General features: G+C 70.3%; 22 protein-coding genes and 1 tRNA gene. 14 read left to right on the top strand and 9 right to left on the bottom strand.

Features of this window, described 5'->3' with window-relative positions:
• A complete protein-coding gene (pgaA, locus tag C9I47_RS10515; RefSeq protein ID WP_190238477.1) occupies window positions 1–2,007 on the bottom strand; it encodes a poly-beta-1,6 N-acetyl-D-glucosamine export porin PgaA in 2,007 nt (668 codons plus the stop codon).
• 659 nt (window positions 2,008–2,666) lie between these two features.
• A tRNA-Pro gene (locus C9I47_RS10510) sits at window positions 2,667–2,743 on the bottom strand.
• A 221-nt stretch (window positions 2,744–2,964) separates the two neighbouring features.
• Between C9I47_RS10510 and hisS the strand changes: the two genes are divergently transcribed.
• Window positions 2,965–4,359: a histidine--tRNA ligase gene (gene hisS, locus C9I47_RS10505; RefSeq protein WP_262982926.1), complete on the top strand. Its 1,395-nt coding sequence runs from the start codon at window positions 2,965–2,967 to the stop codon at window positions 4,357–4,359.
• 134 nt (window positions 4,360–4,493) lie between these two features.
• Window positions 4,494–6,398, top strand: a complete 1,905-nt coding sequence (locus C9I47_RS10500; protein WP_111266695.1) for an HAL/PAL/TAL family ammonia-lyase — start codon at window positions 4,494–4,496, stop codon at window positions 6,396–6,398.
• A gap of 2 nt (window positions 6,399–6,400) precedes the next feature.
• On the opposite strand, the gene C9I47_RS10495 is transcribed toward C9I47_RS10500, so the two are convergent.
• On the bottom strand, window positions 6,401–8,248 hold the full coding sequence (locus tag C9I47_RS10495; protein ID WP_190238476.1) for a sensor domain-containing diguanylate cyclase: 1,848 nt from the start codon (window positions 8,246–8,248) through the stop codon (window positions 6,401–6,403).
• A gap of 177 nt (window positions 8,249–8,425) precedes the next feature.
• Between C9I47_RS10495 and C9I47_RS10490 the strand changes: the two genes are divergently transcribed.
• The 11 genes from C9I47_RS10490 (at window position 8,426) to C9I47_RS10440 (ending at window position 18,447) form a co-directional block, all read left to right on the top strand.
• On the top strand, window positions 8,426–8,734 hold the full coding sequence (locus C9I47_RS10490) for a YerC/YecD family TrpR-related protein (protein WP_111266693.1): 309 nt from the start codon (window positions 8,426–8,428) through the stop codon (window positions 8,732–8,734).
• Between the two features lie 13 nt (window positions 8,735–8,747).
• Window positions 8,748–9,677, top strand: a complete 930-nt coding sequence (gene hisG, locus C9I47_RS10485; RefSeq protein WP_111268087.1) for an ATP phosphoribosyltransferase — start codon at window positions 8,748–8,750, stop codon at window positions 9,675–9,677.
• Window positions 9,674–11,029 carry a histidinol dehydrogenase gene (gene hisD / locus C9I47_RS10480; RefSeq protein ID WP_111266692.1) on the top strand — a complete coding sequence of 452 codons (1,356 nt, stop codon included), beginning with the start codon at window positions 9,674–9,676 and terminating at the stop codon, window positions 11,027–11,029. Before hisG ends, hisD begins: the two co-directional genes overlap by 4 nt.
• A complete protein-coding gene (gene hisC / locus C9I47_RS10475; RefSeq protein ID WP_111266691.1) occupies window positions 11,026–12,165 on the top strand; it encodes a histidinol-phosphate transaminase in 1,140 nt (379 codons plus the stop codon). Before hisD ends, hisC begins: the two co-directional genes overlap by 4 nt.
• A gap of 8 nt (window positions 12,166–12,173) precedes the next feature.
• Window positions 12,174–13,247: a bifunctional histidinol-phosphatase/imidazoleglycerol-phosphate dehydratase HisB gene (gene hisB, locus C9I47_RS10470; RefSeq protein WP_111268086.1), complete on the top strand. Its 1,074-nt coding sequence runs from the start codon at window positions 12,174–12,176 to the stop codon at window positions 13,245–13,247.
• A 28-nt stretch (window positions 13,248–13,275) separates the two neighbouring features.
• Window positions 13,276–13,890, top strand: coding sequence for an imidazole glycerol phosphate synthase subunit HisH (gene hisH / locus C9I47_RS10465; RefSeq protein ID WP_111266690.1), 615 nt, complete (start codon window positions 13,276–13,278; stop codon window positions 13,888–13,890).
• Complete coding sequence (gene hisA, locus C9I47_RS10460; RefSeq protein ID WP_111266689.1) at window positions 13,887–14,648, top strand: 1-(5-phosphoribosyl)-5-[(5-phosphoribosylamino)methylideneamino]imidazole-4-carboxamide isomerase; 762 nt, start codon at window positions 13,887–13,889, stop codon at window positions 14,646–14,648. The genes hisH and hisA overlap by 4 nt, the downstream gene beginning before the upstream one ends.
• Window positions 14,642–15,418 (top strand): imidazole glycerol phosphate synthase subunit HisF, encoded by a 777-nt coding sequence (hisF, locus tag C9I47_RS10455; protein WP_111266688.1) that lies wholly within the window; start codon window positions 14,642–14,644, stop codon window positions 15,416–15,418. Before hisA ends, hisF begins: the two co-directional genes overlap by 7 nt.
• Window positions 15,408–16,061, top strand: coding sequence for a bifunctional phosphoribosyl-AMP cyclohydrolase/phosphoribosyl-ATP diphosphatase HisIE (hisIE, locus tag C9I47_RS10450; RefSeq protein WP_111266687.1), 654 nt, complete (start codon window positions 15,408–15,410; stop codon window positions 16,059–16,061). The genes hisF and hisIE overlap by 11 nt, the downstream gene beginning before the upstream one ends.
• A gap of 75 nt (window positions 16,062–16,136) precedes the next feature.
• On the top strand, window positions 16,137–17,822 hold the full coding sequence (locus tag C9I47_RS10445) for a calcineurin-like phosphoesterase C-terminal domain-containing protein (RefSeq protein ID WP_223250096.1): 1,686 nt from the start codon (window positions 16,137–16,139) through the stop codon (window positions 17,820–17,822).
• A 16-nt stretch (window positions 17,823–17,838) separates the two neighbouring features.
• The gene (locus C9I47_RS10440; RefSeq protein WP_111266686.1) at window positions 17,839–18,447 is read left to right on the top strand and encodes a YdeI/OmpD-associated family protein; all 609 of its coding nucleotides are present in this window, start codon (window positions 17,839–17,841) and stop codon (window positions 18,445–18,447) included.
• Between the two features lie 531 nt (window positions 18,448–18,978).
• Here C9I47_RS10440 and C9I47_RS10435 read toward each other — a convergent pair.
• From C9I47_RS10435 to nhaC, 6 genes are all read right to left on the bottom strand, one after another.
• Complete coding sequence (locus C9I47_RS10435) at window positions 18,979–19,470, bottom strand: GNAT family N-acetyltransferase (RefSeq protein ID WP_111266685.1); 492 nt, start codon at window positions 19,468–19,470, stop codon at window positions 18,979–18,981.
• The gene (mtnC, locus tag C9I47_RS10430) at window positions 19,467–20,186 is read right to left on the bottom strand and encodes an acireductone synthase (RefSeq protein ID WP_111266684.1); all 720 of its coding nucleotides are present in this window, start codon (window positions 20,184–20,186) and stop codon (window positions 19,467–19,469) included. Before mtnC ends, C9I47_RS10435 begins: the two co-directional genes overlap by 4 nt.
• Window positions 20,186–20,743 carry a 1,2-dihydroxy-3-keto-5-methylthiopentene dioxygenase gene (locus C9I47_RS10425; protein ID WP_111266683.1) on the bottom strand — a complete coding sequence of 186 codons (558 nt, stop codon included), beginning with the start codon at window positions 20,741–20,743 and terminating at the stop codon, window positions 20,186–20,188. The genes mtnC and C9I47_RS10425 overlap by 1 nt, the downstream gene beginning before the upstream one ends.
• A gap of 118 nt (window positions 20,744–20,861) precedes the next feature.
• Window positions 20,862–21,491, bottom strand: coding sequence for a methylthioribulose 1-phosphate dehydratase (locus C9I47_RS10420; RefSeq protein WP_111266682.1), 630 nt, complete (start codon window positions 21,489–21,491; stop codon window positions 20,862–20,864).
• Between the two features lie 99 nt (window positions 21,492–21,590).
• Window positions 21,591–22,946: a sodium-dependent transporter gene (locus C9I47_RS10415; protein ID WP_223250095.1), complete on the bottom strand. Its 1,356-nt coding sequence runs from the start codon at window positions 22,944–22,946 to the stop codon at window positions 21,591–21,593.
• 70 nt (window positions 22,947–23,016) lie between these two features.
• Window positions 23,017–24,549 carry a Na+/H+ antiporter NhaC gene (gene nhaC / locus C9I47_RS10410; RefSeq protein ID WP_111266680.1) on the bottom strand — a complete coding sequence of 511 codons (1,533 nt, stop codon included), beginning with the start codon at window positions 24,547–24,549 and terminating at the stop codon, window positions 23,017–23,019.
• 322 nt (window positions 24,550–24,871) lie between these two features.
• Between nhaC and C9I47_RS10405 the strand changes: the two genes are divergently transcribed.
• On the top strand, window positions 24,872–25,471 hold the full coding sequence (locus C9I47_RS10405) for an NUDIX hydrolase (protein ID WP_111266679.1): 600 nt from the start codon (window positions 24,872–24,874) through the stop codon (window positions 25,469–25,471).
• Window positions 25,472–25,646: the final 175 nt, after the last annotated feature.

Raw genomic sequence — 25,646 nt, 5'->3', positions numbered from 1 at the left:
TCATTCTCCCCACCTGAATTCGAGGTCGAAGCCCAGGTGCTCTTCGCGGGTGCCGTCGTAGACCGGTCGCGACCAGTTCACCCCGTACTCCAGCAGGCGGCCGGTGCCGAAACGCCACTCGTGGGCGTAGCGCAGTTGCGGTACCCAGTGGCTGCCGTAGCCTTCCTGCCAGTACGGCCCGATGCCGGCGGTGAGGCGCTGGCGGAAGTGGCGGTCGTAGTCGCGCCAGGTGATGTGATCCAGGCGCGCGCCCAGTTGCAGTGAAGCGTCGCGCGAAGGGTTGAAGTAGGGCGCGTCGTCGCGGCTGCCGCGGCTGGTGTAGCCGCCGAGCAGGCCGTCGATCCACAGGTGAGGCCGCGACAACAAGTGACGCTGGGTGTCAATCGTGAGCGCTTCGCGGCGGTTGCCGTCGTCGTAGCGCAGCTGCTGCAGGCGCGCGTCGATGCGGCCGTGGTCGGACGGTATCCAGCTCACGCCCAGGCTCAGTTCATCGGCGCCGATACCGCTGCGGCGGGCCTGCAGCGAAGCGTTGGGACTGTTGTGGTACCAGCCGCCGCCGATGCGCCAGGCGTCGTCCAGGCGCCAGTCGGCGCTGACGTGGTAGCCGCTGTCGGCATCGGTCCAGTCGTCGAGGATGCGATCGACGCCGGCCGCCGCGCGCAGTCGATCGTGGGCGAAGCGGACGCCGACCCCGGCGCGGCGGTCGTGCACGCGCACGCCCTGGAAGTCGGCCCAGGTGTCGCCGGCCTCGGCGGCGATGCGCCAGCGGTCGCCGAGCAGCGGGCCCTGGACCGCGAACGAGTGGCCGCCGTCGCGGCTGCCCAGCGGCGAGACGCCCGGGGCGCCGTCGCGGCTGTCGCTGCGGCCCGCGGAGGCATTGATCTGCCACTGCCAGCCCAGGCGCTTGTCCCAGTCGCGGGCCATCTGCTTCACCTGCACGTTGCGCGGGTGGCCGGCGAGCAACCGGTCGTGCAGCGGACGGGCCAGGTCGACCCGGTCGAGGTCGAGCAGGGCGCCGACCTGGCCGATGCGGGCACCGATGTGCTCCGGGTCCTGGGTGCCGGCCATGCGGAAGCGCTCCAGCGCCCGCTCGCTCCAGCCGCGCTGGCGGTAGACCTCGCCGACCGCGGTCTGCAGGCTGGCATTGTTGGGACCGATCGCGGCCAGCGACTCCAGCCGCTGTTGCGCACCGGCGGTGTCCTGCCCGTACAGGTGCATCAGGGCGAGGTTGCGATCGGCGTCGTAGTGGCGCGGATTGGAATGCGGCCGGCGCGCGCCCGGGGCGTACAGCCAGGCCGGCTCGGCGGCCTTGAGCTGCTCCAGGTGGGCGTAGGCGGCGTCGAAATCCTCGCTTTCCGAATAGGCGTAACCCAATTGCAGGCGCGGGTCCCAGGCGTCGGGCATCGCGCGTTCGACCTGCCGGTAGAGCGGGATCGCCTCGGCCGGATGGCGTTCGGCCAGCAGCGAACCGGCGATCGAGACCAGCACGTAGGGCGGCGGCTCCACGCCCTCGTCCTGCAGGGCGCGGTAGCGCTCGATCACCTCGGTGTGCCGCTCCAGCAGGTTGAGCAGGGCGATCTCGTCGAAACGGGTGCGCAGGTCGGCCGAGCCCGGTTCCTGCCCCGATTCCTGCAGGGTCCGCAGCGCCTGTCCGGCCAGCGCCAGCTCCTCGTCGCGGGCCTGCTCGGACTCCGCGTACAGGCGTCCCCAGTTGATCAGTCGCGCGGTGCCGGCGCCGCGCAGCCGCCGCGCCTCGTCGGCGTCGAACACTTCCGGCCGCGCCCGGTACAGGCGCCAGGCCCGGTAGCTGCTGCCCAGGTCCAGCAGGGTCAGGGTCTGCAGCCGGTACAGCGCGGGGTCGTCGGGGCGATCGTCCTGGGCGCGACCGATAGCGGACAGGGCGTCCAGCCAGCGGCCCTGATCGCGCAGCTGCTGGATCTCGGTCAGCGGCGTCTCAGGGGTCGATGCGAATGTCGAGAGGGGCCAGGCCAGGGCGGCTAGCGCCACGGAAACGGCTAAGGGTTTGAAATTACTGGAAATAGATCGGTGCATGCTCGGTCCGTGATAGACATTCCATAATGTGACTTGCATCTCATTTCTGGATATTGTGACGCAAGCACCGTGCCACTCTCCCCGGTTCGGTGGTTCGGGGTGGGGTGGATTTACGAAATCTTCATCTACGTGAATGCCGGTAGCTATGCGATCTAAACCGCAGCATGGGGCGACCCTAGCAGGCGGGGTGCCCGGGCCGGTGTGACCGATGGCCGAATGCCGACGGCATCGGTCCGCAAGTCGCCTGTCGGTACCGACAGGTACGCGGCTTCGCACCGGGGTGCCGGCGGGGGCGCGAGCGGCGAGTCGTCGTGTCGGCCGTGCCGGGCGCGGGCATCGATGGCGGACGTCCGGCTTGCCGCGGCCATCCTCAAGTGCGGAGGCGGGCGGAGTGCCGGGCCGGGGCGGTGCGCTCCGGATGCCGGTGCGTCCGGGGCCGGCAACGAACCGGGACGGCGCGCAGCGTGTCCGTGCAGCGATCGGGCAGGGGCAGGGCCGATCGTCTCGTCCCCCGCTTCCGGCATGTCGGGACGGCGCCGGACGGCGGACGGCAAAAAGGCCCTGAAGTCCTGCATTATCTGCAGCTTTCAGAGCCTTTGATGCGTTTCGGCAAGTGGTCGGGGAGACAGGATTTGAACCTGCGACTTCTACGTCCCGAACGTAGCGCTCTACCAGGCTGAGCTACACCCCGATGTGCCGAGCCCGGCATTGTAGTGAGGTGTTCCGGAGCTGGCAATAGCCGGCGAAGAATTTTCCGCATCGCCCACGTCGGCAATGCCGCAGGCGACGGCCGGGCTTGTAGACTGTCGGGCTTGCATGCCCTTGCCGCGCGACCGGGGCGCACCCGCCGCGTACGGCCCGTTCCGACAGGAGTGCCTTTTCTTGTCCAGTTCGTCTTCGTCCACGTCTCCGATCAAGCCACGCACCCCGGCCGGAGTGATGGAACTGCTGCCGCCCGAACAGATCGCTTTCCAGCGCCTGCTCGACACGATCCGCCGCAATTTCGAGCGCTTCGGTTTCCTGCCGGTCGAGACCCCGGTCATGGAGTTGTCCGAGGTGCTGCTGACCAAGTCCGGCGGCGAGACCGAGCGTCAGGTCTACTTCGTGCAGTCGACCGGCGCGCTGGAAAAGGCCCAGTCCAGCGGCGGCGACGCGCTGCCGGAGCTGGCCCTGCGCTTCGACCTGACCGTGCCGCTGGCGCGCTACGTGGCCGAGCACGAACACGAACTGGCGTTCCCGTTCCGCCGCTACCAGATGCAGCGCGTGTATCGCGGCGAGCGCGCCCAGCGCGGCCGCTTCCGCGAGTTCTACCAGTGCGACATCGACGTGATCGGCAAGGACAGCCTGAGCGTGCGCTTCGACGCCGAGATGCCGGCGGCGATCCACGCGGTGTTCTCGGAGATGGCGATCGGCAAGTTCACCATCCAGATGAACAACCGCAAGCTGATGCGCGGCTTCTTCGAGGCCCAGGGCGTCGTCGATCCCGAGCGCCAGGCGCTGGTGCTGCGCGAGGTCGACAAGCTCGACAAGCGCGGCGAGGACCATGTGCGCGAGACCCTGACCGGCGAAGCCTTCGGCATGCCGGCCGCGGCGGTCGCGCGGATCCTGGAGTTCGTGAAGGTGCGCTCGGACTCGCACGCCGACGCGATCGCCCGACTCGACGCGCTGGATACCGCCGATGCGAACCCGGTCCTGCGCGAGGGCGTCGCCGAGTTGCGCGAGGTGCTGGAGCTGGTGCGCGCACTGGGTGTGCCCGAGGATCACTACGCGCTGAACTTCTCGATCGCGCGCGGCCTGGACTACTACACCGGCACGGTCTACGAGACCACGCTGGACGCGTTCCCGCAGATCGGTTCGATCTGCTCCGGCGGCCGCTACGAGAACCTGGCCAGCCACTACACCAAGTCGAAGCTGCCTGGCGTGGGCATCTCGATCGGCCTGACCCGCCTGTTCTGGCAGCTGCGCGACGCCGGCGTGATCGACGTCGCCGACAGCACCGTGCAGGCGATGGTCGCGCTGATGGAGGCCGACGGCCTGGCCGACGCGCTGGACATCGCCCGGCGCCTGCGTGCCGGCGGCATCAACACCGAAGTGCAGATGGAGCCGCGCAAGCTCGGCAAACAGTTCCAGTACGCGTCGCGCGCTGGCATCCGCTTCGTGGTGCTGGCCGGCGAGGACGAGCGCACCCGCGGCGTGGTCGCGGTCAAGGATCTCAAGCGCGAGATGCAGTTCGAGGTCGCCCGCGAGGAGTTGGCCAGCACGCTCAGGGTCGAGCTGGCGCAGTCGCAGGCGCTGGAAGGGCGCTGACCCGCCCGTCGCCGGGCTGCGTGCCCGGCCGCGATTCGAATGGCCGCGCCGAGGTGGCGCGGTGGAAGTCCGGGCCAGCGGGCGCACGCGCGCATCGCCGGCCCGGGTGACATCAAGTCCGAGGACAATCTGGAATGAAACCGATCCTGCTCGACGGCCGCTCGCTGACCCGGGCGCAACTGGTGGATGTCGCCTACGGCGCGCATGTCGAACTGTCGCAGGCGCAACTGCCGGCGGTGGCGCGCGCGGCCGAGTTCCTGGCCGAACAGGTGCGCCGTGAAGAGCCGATCTACGGCGTCTCCACCGGCTTCGGCAGCAACGCCGACCGCCTGCTCGGTGCGCACCGCCTGCGCGAATCGCTGCCCGGCGCCGAAACCAGCGAGGAGACCCTGCACGAGGAGCTGCAGCGCAACCTGATCGTCACCCATGCGGTCTGCGTGGGCGAACCGTTCGCTCCCGAGGTGGTGCGGGCGATGTTGTGCATCCGCATCAATACCCTGTTGCGGGGGCATTCGGGCGTGCGGGTGGAGACCCTGCAGGCGCTGACCGCGATGCTCAACGCCGGCGTGGTGCCGGTGGTGCCGCAACTGGGCTCGGTCGGCGCGTCCGGCGACCTGGCGCCGTTGTCGCATCTGGCGATCGTGTTGCTGGGCGGTGGCGAAGCCTTCCATCAGGGCGAGCGGATGCCCGGCGGCGAGGCGCTGGCGCGCGCCGGCCTGACGCCGGTGACGCTGTCCTACAAAGAAGGGCTGGCGCTGAACAACGGCACCGCGCAGATGCTCGCCTGCGGCGTGCTCGCGCTGCACCGGCTGGAGGAACTGCTCGACACCGCCGACCTGGCCGCGGCGATGACCATTGACGCCTTCGCCGGCCGCCTTGGCGCGTTCGCCGAGGAAGTGCACGCGCTGCGTCCGCATCCGGGCCAGGTCCAGGTCGCGGCCAACCTGCGTCGCCTGCTCGCCGGCTCGACCCTGTCGGACATTCCCTACCACCTGGTGCCGCGTTTCCGGCCGTGGTTGCCGCAGAGCTGGACGCGCATGCCCGAGGCGCAGGCGCTGCGCTTCGACATCGGCTGGGACTGGGTGCCGCTGGACCAGCGCCACGGCCGCGAGAAGTTCTACACCCGCTTCCGCCCGTTCCGCGGCGGCAAGAAGCATCAGCCGCAGGACAGCTACTCGCTGCGTTGCATCCCGCAGGTGCACGGCGCGGTGCGCGACGCCGCCGCGCAGGCGGCGCGGGTGCTGGAGGTCGAGCTCAATGCGCTGACCGACAATCCGGTCGTGTTCCCCGACGCCGACAAGCCGCACGTCGAGGAGCAGGTCATTTCCGCCGGCCACTTCCACGGCATGCCGCTGGCGCTGGCGATGAGCTACGTCAAGGCGGCGATCCCGGTGCTGGCGAGCATTTCCGAGCGCCGTCTCAACAAGCTCGTCGATCCGGCCACCAACGACGGCCTGCCGGCGTTCCTGATCGGCAACGAGGACTCGACCGAGTCCGGCCACATGATCGTGCAGTACACCGCCGCGGCGATCGTCAACGACCTGTCCAGCCGCGCGATGCCGGCTTCGGTCTATTCGATCCCGACCAGCGCCAACGCCGAGGACCACGTGTCGATGGGCGCGAACGAGGCGCGCCACGTGCTGGCGATGGTCGCCGACCTGGGCAAGGTGCTGGCGCTGGAGCTGTACACCGCCGCGCAGGCGCTGGATCTGCGCCGCGACATGATCAACGCCGCCCGCGATCTGTCGCGGCACGCCGACGCCGCGGCGCTGGCGGCCAAGGTCGCCGGCCCCCCGGGCGACGACGCGGCCGGGCGCGATAGGTTCATGGCCGAGGTCGAGGGCCTGCGCGAGGAGCTTGCGCAGTCCGGCGAGTACGGCCCCGGGGCCGCGGTGGCCGCGGCGCATGCGGCGATCCGCGAGGCGATCCCGTTCCTGCAACGCGACCGCGCACTCGATGCCGAGGTCGCCACCGCGGTGCGCCTGGTCGAGGACGGGCGGGTGATCGCCGCGGCCCGTTCGGTGGTGGGCGTCGACTGAACTCAGCTGGTGACGGCGGAGGTCCGCACGCAGTTGCGGCCCTCCGACTTGGCGCGGTAGAGCGCGCGATCGGCCAGTTCCAGGGCGGCGTCGATGCCGCCCGGCAGCCCGGTATCGATCTGGTGCACGCCGATGCTGGTGGTCACCACGGTCTTGCGGTTGAGCGCCTCGCAGGGTGCCGAGTCGAGTTGTCTGCGGATGTTCTCGGCGGCCGCCTCGGCGGCGTCCAGGTCGTGATCGGGCAGGGCGGCGACGAACTCCTCGCCGCCGAAGCGCGCGACCAGGGCGTGATGCCGGCGCAGGGTGTCGCCGATCGCATGCGCGGCCCAGCGCAGGCAGGCGTCGCCGGCGAGGTGGCCGTGGCGATCGTTGATCTGCTTGAAATGGTCGAGGTCGATCATCAGCAGTGACAGCGGTCGTCCGCTGGTCCTTGCCTCCTCCAGCATCGGCGCAAGCTGCTCATGGAAGTGGCGCCGGGTGTGCAGGCCGGTCAGGGCGTCGCGCTGGCTCGATTCGCGCAGTCGGGCGTGGGCGTCGCCAAGCTGCCCCAGCGCGTCGCTCAGTTCGCGGGTGCGGGCTTCGACCTGGTGTTCGAGTTGATGCTTGGCATTGCGCACGATGTGCTCGTTCTCGTTGCGCAGCGCGGCGTAGCGGTGGCCGAGCGCGATCGAAAGCAGCAGCATTTCCAGCGCCGAGCCGATCTGCACACCGTACTCGGTGACGAAGGTTTTCGGCAGCAGCGCGAACGCGACCGACACGAACATCGCGGTGCCGACCAGGAAGGCCGCCCAGGCCAGCAGGAATATCCGCGCGGGCGCATAGCCGCGGCGGATCGCGACGATCGCCTCCACCGCCACCCAGCCGATGCTGATGAACACGCTCGCCGAAGCGAACGGGGTCGATATCCGGTAGGGCAGGAAGGCCGAGGCCACGCCCAGCAGCAGGAAGAACACGATCAGGGCGAGCCCGATCCGGTCGCCGGTCCGCCAGCGGTTGCGCAGGTCGAGGAACCTGCGCGCGAACTGCTGCACCCCGACCTGGGCCAGGCAGATCGACAGCGGCACCGACTTGTCGGCCAGCCATGGCGAGTCCGGCCACAGGTATTCGAAGCCCAGCCCGTTGAGCGTGAACAGGACCAGCCCGAACGCGGTCAGGTGGAACACGTACCAGAAGTAGCTGGAGTCGCGGGTGGTCAGCCACAACACCAGGTTGTAGAAGAACAGCGACAGCAGGATGCCGTAGTACAGGCCGATGCCGAACTGGATGTCGCGCGACATCTCGGCGAAGGCGGTCGGGGTGTACAGCCGCAGCGGCACCTGCATCGAGCTCTCGCTCTGGATGCGGATGAACACGTCCACCGGCTCCCCGGGTGGCAGGTCGAGCCAGAAGTTCGGATGCCGGTAGCGGACGCTGCGCGCCGAGAACGGGCGGTGGTCGCCGCCGCGCAGATGCTCGCTGCGGCCGTCCGGGTGCAGGACGTGGAGATCGATGCTGTCGCTGAGCGGGTACTGCTGGACCAGCAGCCACTGCGGCTCGTCGGGGGCCTGGTTGACGATGCGGGCATGGAACCAGAACGCGCCGTCCTGGAAGCCGAACGAGTTGCTGCCCTCGGGCATCGGCGCGAAGGCGGCGTCCTCCAGGGCGGCGACCGCGTCTTCCAGCCGCATCCCGCCGTCGCCGTCGTGCAGGTAGCTCACATGGGGGGTGAGCAGGAACTCGGACGAATCCTCGGGCAGCCGCGTTGGCGCCGTGTCGGTGGTGTGGCCGGCGGCAGGGGCCGGGTGGGCGTGAAGTCCGGGCGACAGCAGCAGTCCGAGCACGACGCCGGGCCAGAAGCCTCCGATCCGCATCCGCAAATCCTTGAATGACAGTTGTACAGCCCCCTGTTGCATCCCGAGTGTACTTCGGCGGGGGGCTGGCGAAAGAGGGTGACTCCGAAGACAGGGGTTGACCGGATGTCACAGCTTGCATAATGTATTAGCACGTTAATACATTATGCGTCCGATGCCGGACGCCCGCGCGCCACGATGAAACGACGCCAACACGATGAAGAAACCGGGGACGCCGTGGCCGAGCTGGCCGAGGCCCTGGTCGGGTTGCGCACGGCCGAACAGGTGCGTGCGTTCCTGGAGGACCTGTGCACGCCGGCCGAGCTGGAGGCCATGACCGACCGCTGGCGGGTGGTGCCGCTGCTGGCCCGGGGGGTGCCGTATCGCGAGATCCACGACCTGACCCAGGTCAGCGTCACCACGATCGGCCGCGTCGCCCGGACGATGGAACGCGGCGCCGGCGGCTATGGCGAAGCACTGGCGCGGCTGCGCCCGGCAACCCGTTGAGGACACGATGAGCATGAACCCGAAAAGCGGCAATGGCGCGCGCGATCGCCTGCGCATCGCGATCCAGAAATCCGGGCGCCTGGCCGAGCCGGCCCGCGCACTGCTGAACGCCTGCGGGCTGAGCTGGCGCGAGAGCCGCGATCGCCTGTTCTGCTATGGCGAAAGCCTGCCGGTCGATCTGCTGCTGGTCCGCGACGATGACATCCCCGGGCTGATCCGCGACGGCGTCTGCGACCTCGGCGTGGTCGGCCGCAACGTGTTGCTGGAGCAGGACATCGCGCTCAGGAGCGAGGGCGGGACCACGGCCTTCCGCGAATGGCGGGCGTTGGGCTTCGGCGGTTGCCGGCTGGCGCTGGCGGTGCCGGAGGGCTGGGCCTGGCAGTCGCCGGCGCAGTTGGGCTCGACCCGCATCGCGACCAGCTATCCGGCGATCCTGCGGCAGTGGCTGGACGGGCAGGGCATCGCCGCCGAGGTGGTCGAGTTGTCCGGCTCGGTCGAGATCGCGCCGCGACTGGGCCAGGCCGATGCGATCTGCGACCTGGTCTCCAGCGGTGCGACCCTGGCCGCCAACCAGCTCAAGCCGGTGATGACCCTGCTGGAGAGCGAGGCGGTGCTGGCCGGGCCGGCGGCGGAGAACTTCGGCCAGCTCTGGGACGATGCCCGCGGCGAGCTGGCCGAGCTGTTGCTGCGCCGGCTCGACGGTGTGCTGCGGATGCGGCACAGCAAATTGTTGATGTTCCAGGCCTCGCGCGAGGCGATTCCCTCGCTGCTGCCGTTGCTGCCCGATGCCGAGGCGCCGACGGTGATGCAGGTCGACGGTGGCGATGCTCTGGCGTTGCAGGCGCTATGCCATGGCGCGGTGACCTGGCAGCGGCTGGAGGAGCTCAAGCGCGCCGGCGCGCGCGGTCTGCTGGTGCTGCCGGTGGAGGGCATGCTGGCATGAACCGGGTCGACTGGAACGGCCTGGACGCCGCGCAGCGCGAGGCGGTGCTGACCCGCCCATTGGCGGCGCAGGCGCCGGAGGTGACGCGGACGGTGGCGGCGATGTTGGCCGACGTGCGCGCCCGCGGCGGCGAGGCGGTGCGCGAGTACACGCGCCGCTTCGACGGCGTGGACTTCGACGGCGCGGACTTCGATGGCGCGGATGTCGACGGCGCCGGCCCGGGCCGCTTCCGGGTCGGTGCGGACGAGTTCGCCGAGGCCGCCGCCGGTTTGCCCGCGGCGCTGCGCGATGCGATCGACGAGGCGGCCGCGCGGATCGAGCGCTTCCACCGCGACGGCATGGGCACGCCCTATGCGGTCGACACCGCCGACGGCGTGCGCTGCGAGCGCATCCTGCGGCCGATCGGGCAGGTCGGGCTGTACGTGCCGGCCGGAACCGCGCCGTTGCCGTCGACCGCACTGATGCTCGGCGTCCCGGCTCGTCTGGCCGGCTGCCGCGACGTGGTCCTGTGCACGCCGCCGCGCGCCGACGGCAGCGCCGACCCGGCGGTGCTGTACGCGGCGGCGGCCTGCGGGATCGGCACAGGCGCCGACGGTGGCGTGTTCAAGATCGGCGGCGTGCAGGCGATCGCGGCGATGGCCTACGGCGCGGCCGGGCTGCCGGCCTGCGACAAGCTGTTCGGGCCCGGCAACGGCTGGGTCACCGAGGCCAAGCGCCAGGTCTCGGCCGGCGGTGCGGTCGGCATCGACATGCCGGCGGGGCCGTCGGAGGTGCTGGTGATCGCCGATGCCGGCGCCAATCCGGCCTTCGTCGCCGCCGACCTGCTGTCGCAGGCCGAGCACGGTCCGGACTCGCAGGTGCTGTTGCTGAGCGAGGACGCGGCACTGCTGGACCGGGTCGCCGAAGCGCTGGAAGCGCAGTTGCAGTCCCTGCCACGGGCGGCGATCGCGCGCCGGGCGCTGTCGGGCTCGCACCTGGTGCGGGTCGAATCGCTGCGGCAGGCGTTCGAGATCAGCAACCGCTACGCGCCCGAACATCTGATCCTGGCGCTGCGCGATGCGCGCGCGCATCTGCAGCAGGTGCGCGCCGCCGGATCGGTGTTCCTCGGCGACTGGGCGCCCGAAGCCCTCGGCGACTACTGCAGCGGCACCAACCACGTGCTGCCGACCGCCGGTGCGGCGCGCTTTTGCAGCGGCGTCAGCGTGGCCAGTTTCCAGGTCGCGATCACCGTGCAGGAAGTGCAGCCGCGCGGCCTGGTCGCGATCGGGCCGTGCGCGGCCGAACTCGCCGCCGCCGAGGGACTTGAGGCGCATCGGCGCGCTGTGACCCTGCGACTGGAAGCGGCGGCATGAGCGTGACGACCACCGACGGTGTGCTGGCGCTGGTGCGTCCGGATCTGCGCGACTTCGCCGGCTACAGCTCGGCGCGCTCGGAAGGCGGCGACGGCCGGATCTGGCTCAACGCCAACGAGTCCGCCTGGGACAACGATGCGAGCCCGGACTCCGGTCTGCGCCGTTATCCGGAGCCGCAGCCGGCGGCGTTGCGCCAGGCGCTGGCGGACATGTACGGAGTCGCCGCCGCGCAGCTGCTGGTCGGTCGCGGCAGCGACGAGGGCATCGACCTGCTGATCCGCGCATTGTGCCGTCCCGGCGACGACGCGGTGCTGGTCACCTCGCCGACCTTCGGCATGTACGCGGTCTGCGCGCGCCTGCACGGCACCCGCGTGGTCGATGTCCCGCTGACCGACACCGACGACGGCTTCGAGTGCGATTTCGACGCGGTGGCGACCACCGCCGAGAAAGAGGATGCGCGGATCGTGTTTCTGTGCTCGCCGGGCAATCCGTCCGGCACGCTGCTGCCGCGGGATGCGATCCGGCGACTGGCCCGCCGCCTGCACGGGCGCGCGCTGGTCGTCGTCGACGAGGCCTATGTCGAATACGCGCAGGCGCCGTCGGTGGCCAACCTGATCGAAGCCCACGACAACATCGCGGTGCTGCGCACGCTTTCCAAGGCGCACGCGCTGGCGGCCGCGCGAATCGGCTCGGTGCTCGCCCACGAGGCGCTGATCGGGGTTCTGCGCCGTTGCCAGGCGCCGTATCCGGTGCCGGCGCCATCGGCGCAGACCGCGCTGGCGGCGATCTCGCGCACCGCGCGCAACAGTACCGTCGGCCACGTGCAGGCCGGCGTCGACGAGCGCAAGTCGCTGTATGCGGCGCTGCGCGGCCTTGCGGGCGTGCGTCGGGTGTATCCGTCGCGGGCGAACTTCCTGCTGGTGCGCACGGCCGACACCGAGCGCGTCTACCGGCGCCTGCTCGCCGCCGGAGTGGTGGTGCGCGACATGCGCGGCCATGCCGCGCTCGGCGATGCCCTGCGCATCAGCATCGGCACGCCGGAGCAGAACGCCTGCGTGCTGGCGGTGCTGCGCGAAGTGCTGGGCGAGCTTGCCGATGCGCGTAGCGTTGCGCCTGTCCAGGGAGACAATGCATGAGCGCCGCCCTGCAACCGATCCTGTTCGTCGACCGCGACGGTACCCTGATCGCCGAGCCGCCGGACCACCAGATCGACAGCTTCCAGAAGCTGCGCTTCGTCGACGGCGTGGTGCCGGCGCTGCTGCGGCTGCGCGACGCCGGCTACCAGTTCGTGATCGTCAGCAACCAGGACGGGTTGGGCACCGCGGGCTATCCGCGGGAGAGCTTCGAGGGGCCGCACGCGCTGATGATGCAGGTGTTCGAGAGCCAGGGCATCGTGTTCCGCGAGGTGCTGATCGACACCAGCTTGCCCGCGGACGGCGCGCTGACCCGCAAGCCCGGAATCGGCCTGGTGCTGCATTACCTGAAGGACCGCGGCATCGACTGGGCGCGCTCGGCGATGGTCGGCGACCGCGCGACCGACAACGCGTTCGCCCGCAACCTGGGCATCCGCGCCTTCCAGTTGCGCAACGGCGAGTTCGGCGGCGACTGGGACTGGGCCGGGATCGCGCACGCGCTGGTCGATGCGCCGCGTACCGCCCGTGTCGGCCGCAACACCCGCGAGACCCGGATCGAGGTCGAGGTCGACCTCGATCGCAGCGCCGACCCGCAGGTCTCGACCGGGATCGGTTTCTTCGATCACATGCTCGAACAGCTCGGCAAGCACGGCGGGTTCGCGCTGAACCTGCGCTGCGAGGGCGATCTGCACATCGACGAGCACCACACGGTCGAGGACTGCGCGCTGGCGCTGGGACAGGCCCTGCGCGAGGCGCTGGGCGACAAGCGCGGGATCGGCCGCTACGGCTTCACCCTGCCGATGGACGAGGCGCTGGCCAGCGCCGCGCTGGACTTCTCCGGGCGCCCGTACCTGGTCTTCGAAGGGCGCTTCCACGGCGAGCGGATCGGCGCGCTGTCGGCGCAGATGGTGCCGCACTTCTTCCGCTCGCTGTGCGAGAGCGCCGGTCTCAACCTCAATCTCAAGGTCGAGGGCGACAACGACCACCACCAGGTCGAGGCCTGCTTCAAGGCGGTGGCGCGCGCATTGCGGCAGGCGATCCGTCGCGAGGGCCGCGAACTGCCCAGTACCAAGGGGCTGCTGTGATGGCGGCGGTCCGTCCGATGGGAGTGCGGTGATGCGGGTGGTGGTGATCGATTCCGGCGGCGCCAACATCGGCTCGGTGCTCTACGCGCTGGAGCGTCTGGGCGTGAGCGCGACCCTGAGCGCCGATCCCGAGCGGATCCGCGCGGCCGAGCGGGTGATCCTGCCCGGCGTGGGCGCGGCGGCGACCGCGATGGCACGGTTGCGCGCGCTGGACCTGGTCGAGGTGATCCGCGGGCTGCGTCAGCCGCTGCTGGGCATCTGCCTGGGCATGCAGCTGTTGTACGACTCCTCGGAAGAAGGCGGGACCGAGTGCCTCGGACTGTTGCCGGGGCGGGTGTCGCGCCTGCCCGGCGGCACCGGCCTGCGGATCCCGCACATGGGTTGGAACACCCTGCAGATCGAGACCGACAGCATGCTGCTGGCCGGTGTCGCGTCCGGAGCGCATGCCTACTTCGTGCACGGCTACGCCGCGCCGGTGACCGCCGACACCCTGGCCAGCTGCGAGTATGGGAGCCGTTTCACCGCGGTCTGCGGCCGCGGCAACCGCTTCGGTGCGCAGTTCCACCCCGAGCGCTCGGCGACCACCGGCGCCCGGATCCTGGAGAACTTCATCGCCCGCGGCGAGGCGAGGGCGGTGGCATGAGCGGCGCGGCTCCATTCAATGTGCTTCCGGCGATCGACGTGCGCGACGGTCGTGTGGTGCGCCTGTTGCAGGGCGACTACGCGCGCGAGACCCGCTATCGATCGACGCCGCTGGAAACCGCGCAGCGCTATGCCGACGCCGGTGCGCAATGGCTGCACCTGGTCGATCTGGATGCGGCCCGGGTCGGCGGCTACACCCTGCTGCCGCTGCTGCGGGCGATCAAGGCCAGCACCGGGTTGAAGATCCAGACCGGCGGCGGGGTGCGCGACCGCGACGGCGTCGCGGCGATGCTGGACGCCGGCGCCGACCGCGTGGTGGTCGGCTCGCTTGCGGTGCGCGCGCCGGAGCAGGTGATCGACTGGGCCGGGCGGTTCGGCGCCGGGCGCATCACCGTGGCGCTGGATACCCGTCGCGACGACGACGGCCGTTGGCGGCTGCCGGTGGCCGGCTGGACCGCGACCGCCGAGGCCGAACTCGACGCCCTGCTGCGCCGCTATGCCGAGGCTGGCCTGCCTGACCTGCTGTGCACCGACATCGACCGCGACGGCACCCTGACCGGTCCCAACCTGGCGCTGTACCGGCACGTGCTGGAGGTTGCCCCGACGCTGCGTCTGCAGGCCTCCGGCGGCATCCGCGACGCCGACGACGTGGCCGCCGCGCGCGCGGCCGGTTGTGCCGGCGCGGTGCTCGGCAAGGCCCTGCTCGACGGCCGCCTCGATCTGGACGCGGCGCTGGCGCTGGAGGTCGCGCCATGCTGAGCCGGCGGATCATTCCGTGCCTGGACGTGCGCGATGGCCGGGTCGTCAAGGGCGTGCGCTTCCGCGATCACGTCGACATGGGCGACATCGTCGAACTGGCGCTGCGCTACCGCGACGAGGGCGCCGACGAGCTGGTGTTCTACGACATCACCGCCAGCCCCGAAGGGCGCCGGGTCGATCGCGACTGGGTCGAACGGGTCGCGCGTGCGATCGACATTCCGTTCTGCGTCGCCGGTGGCATCCGCAGCGTCGACGATGCGCGCGCGGTGCTGCATGCCGGCGCCGACAAGATCTCGGTCAATACCCCGGCGCTGGAGCGGCCGGCGCTGGTGTCCGAGCTGGCCGAGGCGTTCGGCGTGCAATGCGTGGTGGTCGGGATCGACAGCCTGCGCGACGACGACCGCCAGTGGCGGGTCCGCCAGTACACCGGCGACCCGTCGAAAATGCGCGCGCTGGCCCGAGGCACCCTGGACTGGGTGGTCGAAGCGCAGCGTCTGGGAGCCGGCGAGATCGTGCTCAACTGCATGGGCAGCGACGGCGTCCGCGGCGGTTACGACATCGAACAGTTGCGGGCGGTGCGCGCGATCTGCGAAGTGCCACTGGTCGCGTCCGGCGGGGCCGGCGTGCCGGCGCATTTTGCCGAGGTGTTCGTCGACGCCGACGTCGACGGCGCGCTGGCGGCGAGCGTGTTCCATTCCGGCGCGATCGCGATTCCGGCGTTGAAGCGCAAACTCCGCGGCCAGGGTATCGAGGTGCGTGATGACGATTGATTCGACGACCGCGGCGACACCGGCGCTGGACAGCCGCACCGACTTCAGCATCGACGCGCTGGCCTGGGACAAGCAGGGCGGGTTGTTGCCGGTCGTCGTGCAGGACGCGGCGACCCTGCGGGTGTTGATGCTCGGTTACATGGACCGCGCCGCGTTGCAGGCGACGCTGGCGTCGCGGCGGGTGACCTTCTTCAGCCGCAGCAAGGGACGACTGTGGACCAAGGGCGAGTCGTCCGGCCACTTCCTCGACCTGGTGTCGTTGCAGGCCGATTGCGACGACGACACCCTGCTGGCGCTGGTGCGGCCGAACGGGCCGACCTGCCACCTGGGGCGGGCCAGTTGCTTCGGGCAGGCGCCGGGCGGGTTCCTGGCCGAGCTGGAGGCGTTGATCGAGCGGCGCGAACGCGAACGTCCGGCCGACAGCTACACCACGCGGCTGTTCGACGCCGGCACTCGCGCGATCGCGCAGAAGGTCGGCGAGGAGGGTGTGGAAACCGCGCTGGCCGCGGTCGCGCAGGACCTGCAGGCGGTCCGCAACGAGTCCGCCGACCTGCTCTATCACCTGCTGGTGCTGTTGCGCGCGCGCGGCCTGGCACTGGACGAGGTGGTGGCGGTGTTGCGCGAGCGTCATCGCCCGGGCTGAGCGCGCGGCGCCCACCGCTGTCATGCCGGTATCGGGACGGGCGGGCATAATCGACGCTTCCCGGAACGAGAGTGGATGATGGCGTCGAACCTGCCGCGGGCAACCCGCGCACTGAGCGGACTGGCCGGCCTGACCGTCCTGCTGGCATCGCTGTCGCCGACCGCGTTGCAGGCCAGGGCACACGACTGCGCCGAAGGCTACGTGTACCTGGACGCCGACCGCGACGGTCATCGTGATCCGGGCGAGGCGGGCGTGGCCGGGGTGAAGGTCTCCGATGGCGTCGCGATCGTGGAGACCGATGCCGAGGGGCGTTACCGGCTGCCCGCGGTCGACGGTCGCAGTCGCTTCGTGATCAAGCCGCCGGACCATGCGGTGCCGATGCGGAGCAACGGCCTGCCGGACTACTGGGACAATCTGCAGCGCCGGCCCGGGCCGGCGTTGAAGTACGGCGGCGTGCCGGTTGCCGGCGACGGTTGTCGCGACTTCGCGCTGTGGCCGGCCCGCGACGGCGCGGCGGCGCCCGCGGGTGCGCTCGACGTACTGGTGTTCGGCGACCCGCAGCCCAAGTCGCGTATCGACGTCGATTATTACCGCCGCGACATCGTCGAGCCGTTGCTGGCGGCCTCGACGACTCCGGGCCGGGCCGACGCGGCGCTGGGCATCAGCCTGGGCGACATCGTCAACGACGACCTGTCGCTGTACCCGGCGATGAACGCGGTCACCGCGCGGATGGGCATCCCGTGGCTGCACGTGCCGGGCAATCACGACCTGGACTTCGACGCCGCCGACGATGCCGCCTCGCTGTCGACGTTCCGCCATCACTTCGGCCCCGACAGCTTCGCCTGGGAGGAGCCGCAGGCCTCGTTCGTCGTCCTCGACGACGTGGTCTACCGACCCGGGCAGAGCCCGCGCTACATCGGCGGACTGCGCGAGAGCCAGTTCGAGTTCCTGCGCCAATACCTGGCCGGGGCGCGCCGCGACCGTCTGCTGGTGATCGCCGTGCACATTCCGTTCTTCGACCCGGTGCCGGGGCAGGAGAGCTTCCGCCGCGCCGACCGCGAGCGCCTGTTCGCGATGCTGGAGCCGTTCGCGCAGGTGCTGCTGCTGAGCGCGCACAGCCACATGCAGCAGCACGTCTGGCACGGTCCGGACAGCGGCTGGCACGGCGCGAAGCCGCTGCACGAGTACAACGTCGGCGCGACCTGCGGCTCGTTCTGGTCCGGGGTCAAGGACGCCCAGGGGATTCCGGACACCACCATGCGCGACGGCACCCCCAACGGCTACGCGCGCCTGCGGGTGCCGGCCCACGAGCCTGGCGGGCGGCCGGGCTATGCCTTGCGCTGGAAGGTCGCGCGGTTGCCGGCCGACAGCGAAGGCATGACCGACGCGATCGCCCTGCATGCGCCGAAGGTGCTGCGCCGCGGCGCCTGGCCGGGTTATGGCCTCTACGCCAACGTGTTCATGGGCGATGCCGGGACCCGGGTCGAGTTCCGCATCGATGACGGTGAATGGCAGCCGATGCGACGCGTGCTGCGTCCGGATCCGCGAGTGCTGGCGGAGAATGCCGCCGACGATGCGGCCGAGGCGCTGCGCGGCTACGACCGCCAGAGCGATGCCGAGATATCCAGCCACCTGTGGCGCGCCTCGTTGCCGACCGATCTGGACGCGGGCGAGCATCGCGTCGAGGTGCGCGCATTCGACCGCTGGCAGGGCGAGCAACGCGCCAGCACCGGTTACCGCCTCGACGAGGCGCGGCCATGAGCCGGGGGCATTGAGCATGGCCGCCGCGAAATCGCCGAAGGGCGCCGCCCAGCTGCCCGACGACCTGCCGGTGCGCCGTTTCGCCACCGTCGCGGCCTGGGACAAGTGGCTGGCCGCACATCCGGACGCGGCCGGGATGTGGCTGAAGATCGCCAAGAAGGATTCCCGCGCCAGCAGCATCAGCTATGCCGAGGCGCTCGATGTCGCGTTGTGTCACGGCTGGATCGACGGCCAGAAGCGCGGCCTCGACGCGCAGTTCTTCCTGCAACGCTTCACCCCGCGCCGTTCCGGCAGCGTGTGGTCGAAGATCAACGTCGGCAAGGTCGAGGCGCTGATCCAGGCCGGACGGATGCGCGAAGGCGGCCTGCGCGAGGTCGAGGCGGCCCGGGCCGACGGACGCTGGGACGCCGCCTACGCCCCGGCCAGCCGCATGCAGGTACCGCCGGAACTGGAGGCGGCACTGGCCGGCAGTCCGCGGGCCAGGGCGGCGTTCGAACAGCTCGACCGCAGCAACCGCTACGCGTTCTGCTGGCGCGTGCAGACCGCCAAGAAGCCCGAGACCCGCGTCGCCCGCGCCGAGAAGTTCGTGGCGATGCTGTTGCGCGGCGAGAAGCTGCACGGTTGAGTGGGGATTCCCGGGCGAAGCCCGGGGGTCGCGGTTCACGCAGCTCTTACATAGGAAGGCGACCGCTTCTGTAGGAGCTGCGTGAGCTGCGACCGGGCTTTCCCATGAAAGCCTCATCGGGGCTCACGCCGCTCCTACGAAGAGCGTTTGCCTGCCCCATGACCCCAGCGGGGCGATTCGCGCGTAGCGCGAATGGGGGTGTGGAAGCGCAACGGCGGGCCCAGGGTCCATGCCGCTCCTGGATGAGAAGGCGACCGCTTCTGTAGGAGCTGCGTGAGCTGCGACCGGGCTTTCCCATGAAGGCCTCATCGCGGCTCACGCCGCTCCTACGAAGAGCGTTTGCCTGCCCGATGACCCCAGCGGGGCGATTCGCGCGTAGCGCGAATGGGGGGGGAGCGCAACGGCGGGCCCAGGGTCCATGCCGCTCCTGGATGAGAAGGCGACCGCTTCTGTAGGAACTGCGTGAGCTGCGACCGGATTTTTCAATGAAAGCCTCATCGCGGCTTACGCCGCTCCTACGGGAGTTCCAGCTCAGTCAGACAGGTCGAGCTTCATGCCCTCGTGCGAGGCGACGAAGCCCAGCGACTGGTAGAACCGAAGCGCCTTGGGACGGCGCTTGTCGGTGGTCAGCTGGAGCAGGTGGCAGCCGCGTTCGCGGGCCAGCCCGATGGCGGCGTCGAACAGGCGGCGGCCCAGCCCGCGGCCGCGCATCGAGGCGGCGACCCGCACCCCTTCGATCAGGGCGCGTGGGCGCCCCTGGTAGGTCAGCGAGGGGATCACAGTGAGCTGGAGCACTCCGACCGGCGTGCCGTCGTCGTCGGCCGCGACCAGCAGGGTGTTGTTCGGATCAGCGGCGATCGCCTCGAACGCCACGCGATAACGGTCGGGCAGGGGATCGACATCGCGCTCGCGCGCGCGGCCGAGCGCATCGTCGGCCAGCAAGCGGACGATCGCGCGCAGGTCGTCGGCAGCGGCGGTCCGCAGGACGATGTTCCCGGCCGGGGTCGGCGCGCCGCCGCTCATGCGCCGGCGGCGAGCGCGTCGAAGGTCTGGTGGCGCGGATGGCCGTGGGTCGCCTCGCCTTCGCGCGGTTGCGGATAGTCGTCGCGACGGTCGATCAGCGCGGTCGCCAGGCCGGCCTCGCGGGCGGCGTCGAGTTCCTCGACCACGTCGGACAGGAACAGGATCTCGCCGGCCGGCCGGCCGATCGCGTCGACGATGCGGCGGTAGCTGTCGGCCTCGCGCTTGCCGCCGACCTCGGTGTCGAACCAGCCCGAGAACAGTCCGGTCAGATCGCCGGCGTCGCTGTGGCCGAAGAACAGCCGCTGCGCCGGCACGCTGCCGGAGGAATACACGTACAGCGGCAGGCCTTCGCCGTGCCAGCGCTTGAGCGCCTCGGCCGCGTCCGGGTAGATGTGCGCGCTGAAGTCGGCGCTGCGGTAGCCATCGGCCCAGATCATGCCCTGCAGCGCCTTCAGCGCGGTGTGCTTGCGGTCCTCGTCTATCCAGCCCTGCAGCACCTCGACGATCATGCGGTCGCTGCAGATGCCGCCGTTCTCGGTGGCCACCGTGTCCAGCCACTTGCGCACGCCGGGCTCCTGGCCGCGCGCCTGCACGAAGCCGGGCAGGGCGCGGCGGGCATACGGAAACAGCACGTCCTTGACGAACGAGATGCTGCTGGTGGTGCCTTCGATGTCGGTGAGGATCGCCTGGGGACGGGTCGGGGCGTTGGTGGTCATCAGATCGCCTGCCCCTTCTCGTAGCGCGGGAAGCGGCCGGCGATGTCGGTGCCGGTGAAATGGCCGACCCAGCCGTCGGGCTCGGTGAAGAAGCGGATCGCGACGAAGCTCGGTTCCGGCCCCATGTCGAACCAGTGGGTGGTGCCGTCGGGCACGCCGATCAGATCGCCGGCCTCGCACAGCACCTCGTAGACCTTGTCGTCGACGTGCAGGGTGAACAGTCCGGAGCCGGCGACGAAGAAGCGGACCTCGTCCTCCTTGTGGAAGTGCTCGTCGAGGAACTTCGCGCGCATCGCCTCGCGCTGGTGGTTGTCTGGGGCGATGCTGACCACGTCGACGGTGCGGAAGCCGCGCTCGGCGACCAGGCGGTCGATGTCGGCGCGGTAGGCGTCCATGATCGTCTCCGGCGCGTCGCCGGGCCTGACCGGCTGGGTGGCCTGCCATTGCTCGAAGGCGACCCCGATCCGCGCCAGCTCGCGCGCCATCCCGGCGTGGTCGTCGATGCTCAGCTGCGGGGTGGACGGGTCGTGGTCGGAAAAGATGCGCAGGCGACTCATTGGGGGATTCCTCCAGGGCGGCCGGAGCGGTCCGGCGGCTGGCGCGCCACGGCGGGCGCGCGGTGGGACCGGCGGCGCCGGTCCGGTTGCATGACGGGCAGGCCGGTGGCCGCCGCGCTCAGAATTTTCGCATTTCCAGCTCGCAGGCGAGCAGGAACTCGAACGCCTCCAGATGCCGGCGCGCCTCGGCCATGTCGCGGCCCCAGGCGTACAGGCCGTGGCCGTCGATCAGATAGCCCCACATCGGCTGGACGTCGAGCAGGGCGTCGACCTGGGCGGCCAGGGTCGGCATGTCCTGGCTGTTGGGCAGCACCGGCAGCTCGACCGTGGTCTCGTGGGTGGTGTTGCCGGTGAAGGCCTTCAGCAGCTCGTAGCCTTCCAGGTGGACGTGGCCGTTGCCGGAGAACAGGCGCGAGGCCACGGTCTGGGCCAGCGAGTGCGTGTGCAGGACGCAGCCGATCTCGGGGAAGCGCCGGTACAGCTGGGTGTGCAGCAGGGTCTCGGCGGAGGACTTCTTGTCGGTGGCGACCGGCTGTCCGTCCAGATCGACGACCATGATGTCGGCTTCGGTCAGCCGGCCCTTGTCGCGGCCGGAAACGGTGATCGCGATATGGGCGTCGTCCATCCGTTGCGAGAAGTTGCTGCTGGTCGCGGGGGTCCAGCCGCGCTCGGACAGCTCGCGGATGTTGACGATGAGTTCGCCCGCGCAGTGGGACAGGCGGGCCGGATCGTAGGGGGCGGAAGTCATGCCCCAAGTTTAGGCGCTGTTGGCCCCCGACGAGTAGGCCGGTCGGGTCAATCGGGCCGGATCGGGCGCCGGCGGTTGCCCGGCGCCCGATCGGGGCGTTCAGTCCAGCACGAAGGGGCTGATCAGCACCGCCAGCACCAGCAGCGGGGCGATCACCCGCACCACCCAGCGCCACAGCGCCAGCAGGCCCGGCGGCAGGGTGTTCAGCTCGTCCTTCAGCAGGCTGCGCTTGACCACCCAGCCGGCGAACAGGGCGATCAGCAGCCCGCCCAGCGGCAACATCAGGTTGTTGGCGACGAACTCGATCATGTCCATGATGTTCTTGTTGCCGATCACCCGGACGCCCTCCGGCACCCGCACGCTGGACCAGATGTTGAACGAGAACACCGTGGCCAGGCCGACGATCCAGCAGATCCCGGCGACCACCAGGGCGGCCTTGCGGCGGGTCAGGCCGACCCGCTCGACCAGGTAGGCGGTGGCCGGTTCCATCAGCGAGATCGACGAGGTCCACGCGGCGACCGACAGCAGGGCGAAGAACAGCAGGCCGTAGGCGATGCCGAACGGCATGGTGTTGAACGCGTGCGGCAGCGAAGTGAAGATCAGGCCCGGTCCGCCGCCCTGCGGGTCGATGCCGAACGAGATCACGATCGGGAAGATCGCCAGGCCGGCCATCAGCGCGACGCCGGTGTCGGCCAGCGCCACGGTCACCCCGACCTGCGGGATCGACACGCCCTTGGGCAGGTAGGCGCCGTAGGTCATCATCGTGCACATGCCCAGGCTCAGGGTGAAGAACGCCTGGCCCATCGCGTCGATGAAGGTGCGGCCGCTGATCTGCGACCAGTCGGGCTTGAACAGGAACGCCATCGCCTCGGTCAGGTGGCCGGTGGTCGCGCCGTAGATGACCAGGGTCAGCAGCAGCACGAACAGCGCCGGCATCAGGAAGCGCACCGCGCGCTCCAGGCCCTTCTCCACGCCCAGCGCGACCACGCCCACGGTCAGGACCATGAACACCGCGTGCCAGGCCGACAGTTCCAGCGGGTTGCCGAGCAGGCCGCTGAAGGTCGCGCCCGGGTCGCTGATCGGGGCGGCGCCGAACAACTGCGACAGGTACAGCCAGCTGTAGTGCAGGGTCCAGCCGGCGACCACGCTGTAGAAGCTCAGGATCAGCACGCCGGCGACCATGCCGATCCAGCCGATGCCGATCCAGCCCTTCGAGGCGCCCAGCTCGCGGACCAGGTCGGTCAGCGCGTTGACCGGGCTGCGGCGGCCGTGGCGGCCGAGCAGCACTTCCGACATCAGGATCGGCAGGCCGACCAGGGCGATGCAGGCCAGGTAGACCAGCACGAAGGCGCCGCCGCCGTTGTCGGAGGCCATGTAGGGGAAGCGCCAGATGTTGCCCAGGCCGACGGCCGATCCGGTCGCAGCGAGGACGAAGGCCATCCGGGATGACCACATGCCGTGGATCGAGGTTTTTTCCATAACGGTTCGATATGACTCGGTTTCTAGGGGCGCCGGGGAGCGGCAGTCATGGCTGTGGGGAGGCCGGGTTGGAATGGATCTCGTGGTCGGACACGGTCGCGTCGACCTGCGGGGTCACGTGCAGGATCTTGAAGCCGGCGTAGGCGAGGATCGCCGACACGAACGGACTGACCAGGTTGAAGAAGGCGTAAGGCAGGTAATCGATGGTGGCGACGCCCAGGGTCACCGCCATGTAGGCGCCGCAGGTGTTCCAGGGGATCAGCGGCGAGGTGATCGTGCCGGCGTCCTCGAGCGCGCGCGACAGGTTGACCGGGGCCAGCCCGCGGCGCGCGTACTCGGGGCGGTACAGGCGCCCGGTCAGCACGATCGACATGTACTGGTCGGCGGCGATGGCGTTCGCGCCGACCGCGGTCGCCAGGGTCGCGGCGATCAGCGAGCCGGTGCTCCGGGCCGCCTTCAGCACCGAGCGGATCATCCGTTCCAGCAGGCCGGTCTTCTCCATCACCGCGCCGAAGCCCATCGCGCAGATGATCAGCCAGATGGTGTTGAGCATGCTGCTCATGCCGCCGCGGCTGAGCAGATCGTCGACCGCGGCGTTGCCGGTGCTGGCCTTGTAGCCGTCGGCCAGCGCGCTCCAGACGCCGGCCAGCATCGCCATCGGCTGCGACAGCGCGTCCTTGCCGGCCAGGGCGATGACCCGGTCGGGCTGGAACACCACCGCGAACACGCCACCGAGCAGGGCGCCGATCAGGATCGTCGGATAGGCCGGGAACCGGCGTACCGCCAGCACGAACACCACCAGCAGCGGAATCAGCAGGTGCAGGCCGAGATTGAACTGCGCGCCCAGCACCGCCGGCAGGTCGCCGATCTCGCTGCCGCCCTCGCCGTGCGAGGACGACAGCCCGATCACGGTGAACAGCACCAGCGCGACCAGGATGCTCGGCACCGTGGTCCAGGTCATGTGGCGGATATGCGCGAACAACTCGCTGCCGGCGGCGGCCGGGGCGATGTTGGTGGTGTCCGACAGCGGCGAGATCTTGTCGCCGAAATAGGCGCCGGAGATGACCGCGCCGGCGGTGATCGCCGGCGACATCTCCAGACCCTGGGCGACGCCGATCAGGGCGACGCCGAGGGTGCCGGCGACCGTCCACGAGCTGCCGATCGCCAGCGCCACGATCGCGCAGATCAGGCAGGTCGCGGGGTAGAAGATCGACGGATGCAGCAGCTTGAGGCCGTAGACGATCAGGGTCGGCACGGTACCGCTGAGTATCCAGGTGCCGATCAGCGCGCCGACCGCGAGCAGGATGAAGATCGGCACGATCGCCAGCGAGATGCCGTGGACCAGGTTGTCCTGGATCTCCTGCCAGCGCATGCCGTTGCGCAGGCCGATCAGCGCGGCGACGCCGGCGGCCAGCATCAGCGAGACCTGGTTGGCGCCGTAGGAGGCGTCCGAACCGTAGACATAGACCGCGCCGCCGAGCAGCACGGCGAGGAAGACCAGCGGCGTCAGCGCCTGCAGCAGGCTCGGCTCACGTGAGGCGGCACGGGCGGCCGGCGGGACATTCGCGTTGTCGGACATCTAGCTCCCCGGAGGCGGTCCCGGCTCGTTGGTTTCGGGATACGTTCGATGGCTTCACCGCGTCGCGTCGCCGCAAGGCCGCCAATTGTGACGGTCCGGTGAAGTGGCGGGCCACCATAACCCAGCGATGAAACCGGCAGCAAGGGACCGAAGGGGGGGCGGCGGGCCACCCGCGATCGCGCATACTGACCGTACTTTCCCGTCCGGCGAAGGACGCACGCGCCATTGCGTGACGCGCGTTCACCTGGTCTCCGTCCGCCGCTGTCCGCGGCCGGGGTGACTGCGCCGGCGGGGCGTCTGGCCCGCTTCCGGAACCTGCTTCATGTCCAATGATCCCGTCCCCGCCACGTCTTCGCAGGGCGCGACCGCGCCGCCGTCGAATGCCGATGCCGCCCTGGCCGAGCGCCTGCGCGCGCATGCCCGGCGTTGGCCCGGCGAGGCCGAGGCCGCCGCGCAGTTCCTGGCGCTGCTGGCCGACCCGCTCGACCCGTTCGTGCGTGCGCGGCTGCAGGGCCATTTCACCGCCTCGGCCTGGCTCATCGACCGCTCCGGTTCGCGGGTGCTGCTGACCCACCACCGCAAGCTCGGCCGCTGGCTGCAGCTGGGCGGCCACGCCGACGGCGACCGCGACCTGGCCCGGGTCGCGCTGAAGGAGGCGGAGGAGGAGTCGGGGCTGTCCGGACTGCGGGTGGAGGCCGAACCCTTCGATCTCGACCGCCATTGGATTCCCGAGCGCGGCGAGGTGCCTGGTCATTGGCACTACGACGTCCGCTACGTGGTCCGGACCGGCGACGACGAGGCCTTCGTGGTCAGCGAGGAGTCCCTGGACCTGGCCTGGCGCGAGGTCGATGCGATCGCCGCCGATGCCGATGCCGATCCGTCGTTGCGGCGGATGGCGCACAAATGGCTGCGGCGCGGGTAGGGAGGCGGTGCCGGACCGCGTCGAGGCCGTGACGCGGCCTGCGCCGCTCCCGCGGGAGATTCGAAGCTCGAAAGAATTCCGTAGGAGCGGCGCAAGCCGCGATCGGGCTTTCCCATTGAGGCTTAATCGCGGCTCACGCCGCTCCTACGGGAGATGCGTACGATTGCGGCGCGTC

This window comes from Marilutibacter maris (assembly GCF_003233695.1).
Lineage (GTDB): Bacteria > Pseudomonadota > Gammaproteobacteria > Xanthomonadales > Xanthomonadaceae > Marilutibacter > Marilutibacter maris.
Note: the sequence above shows the minus strand (reverse complement) of the source record. Positions and strands in the feature narration are given on the sequence as shown.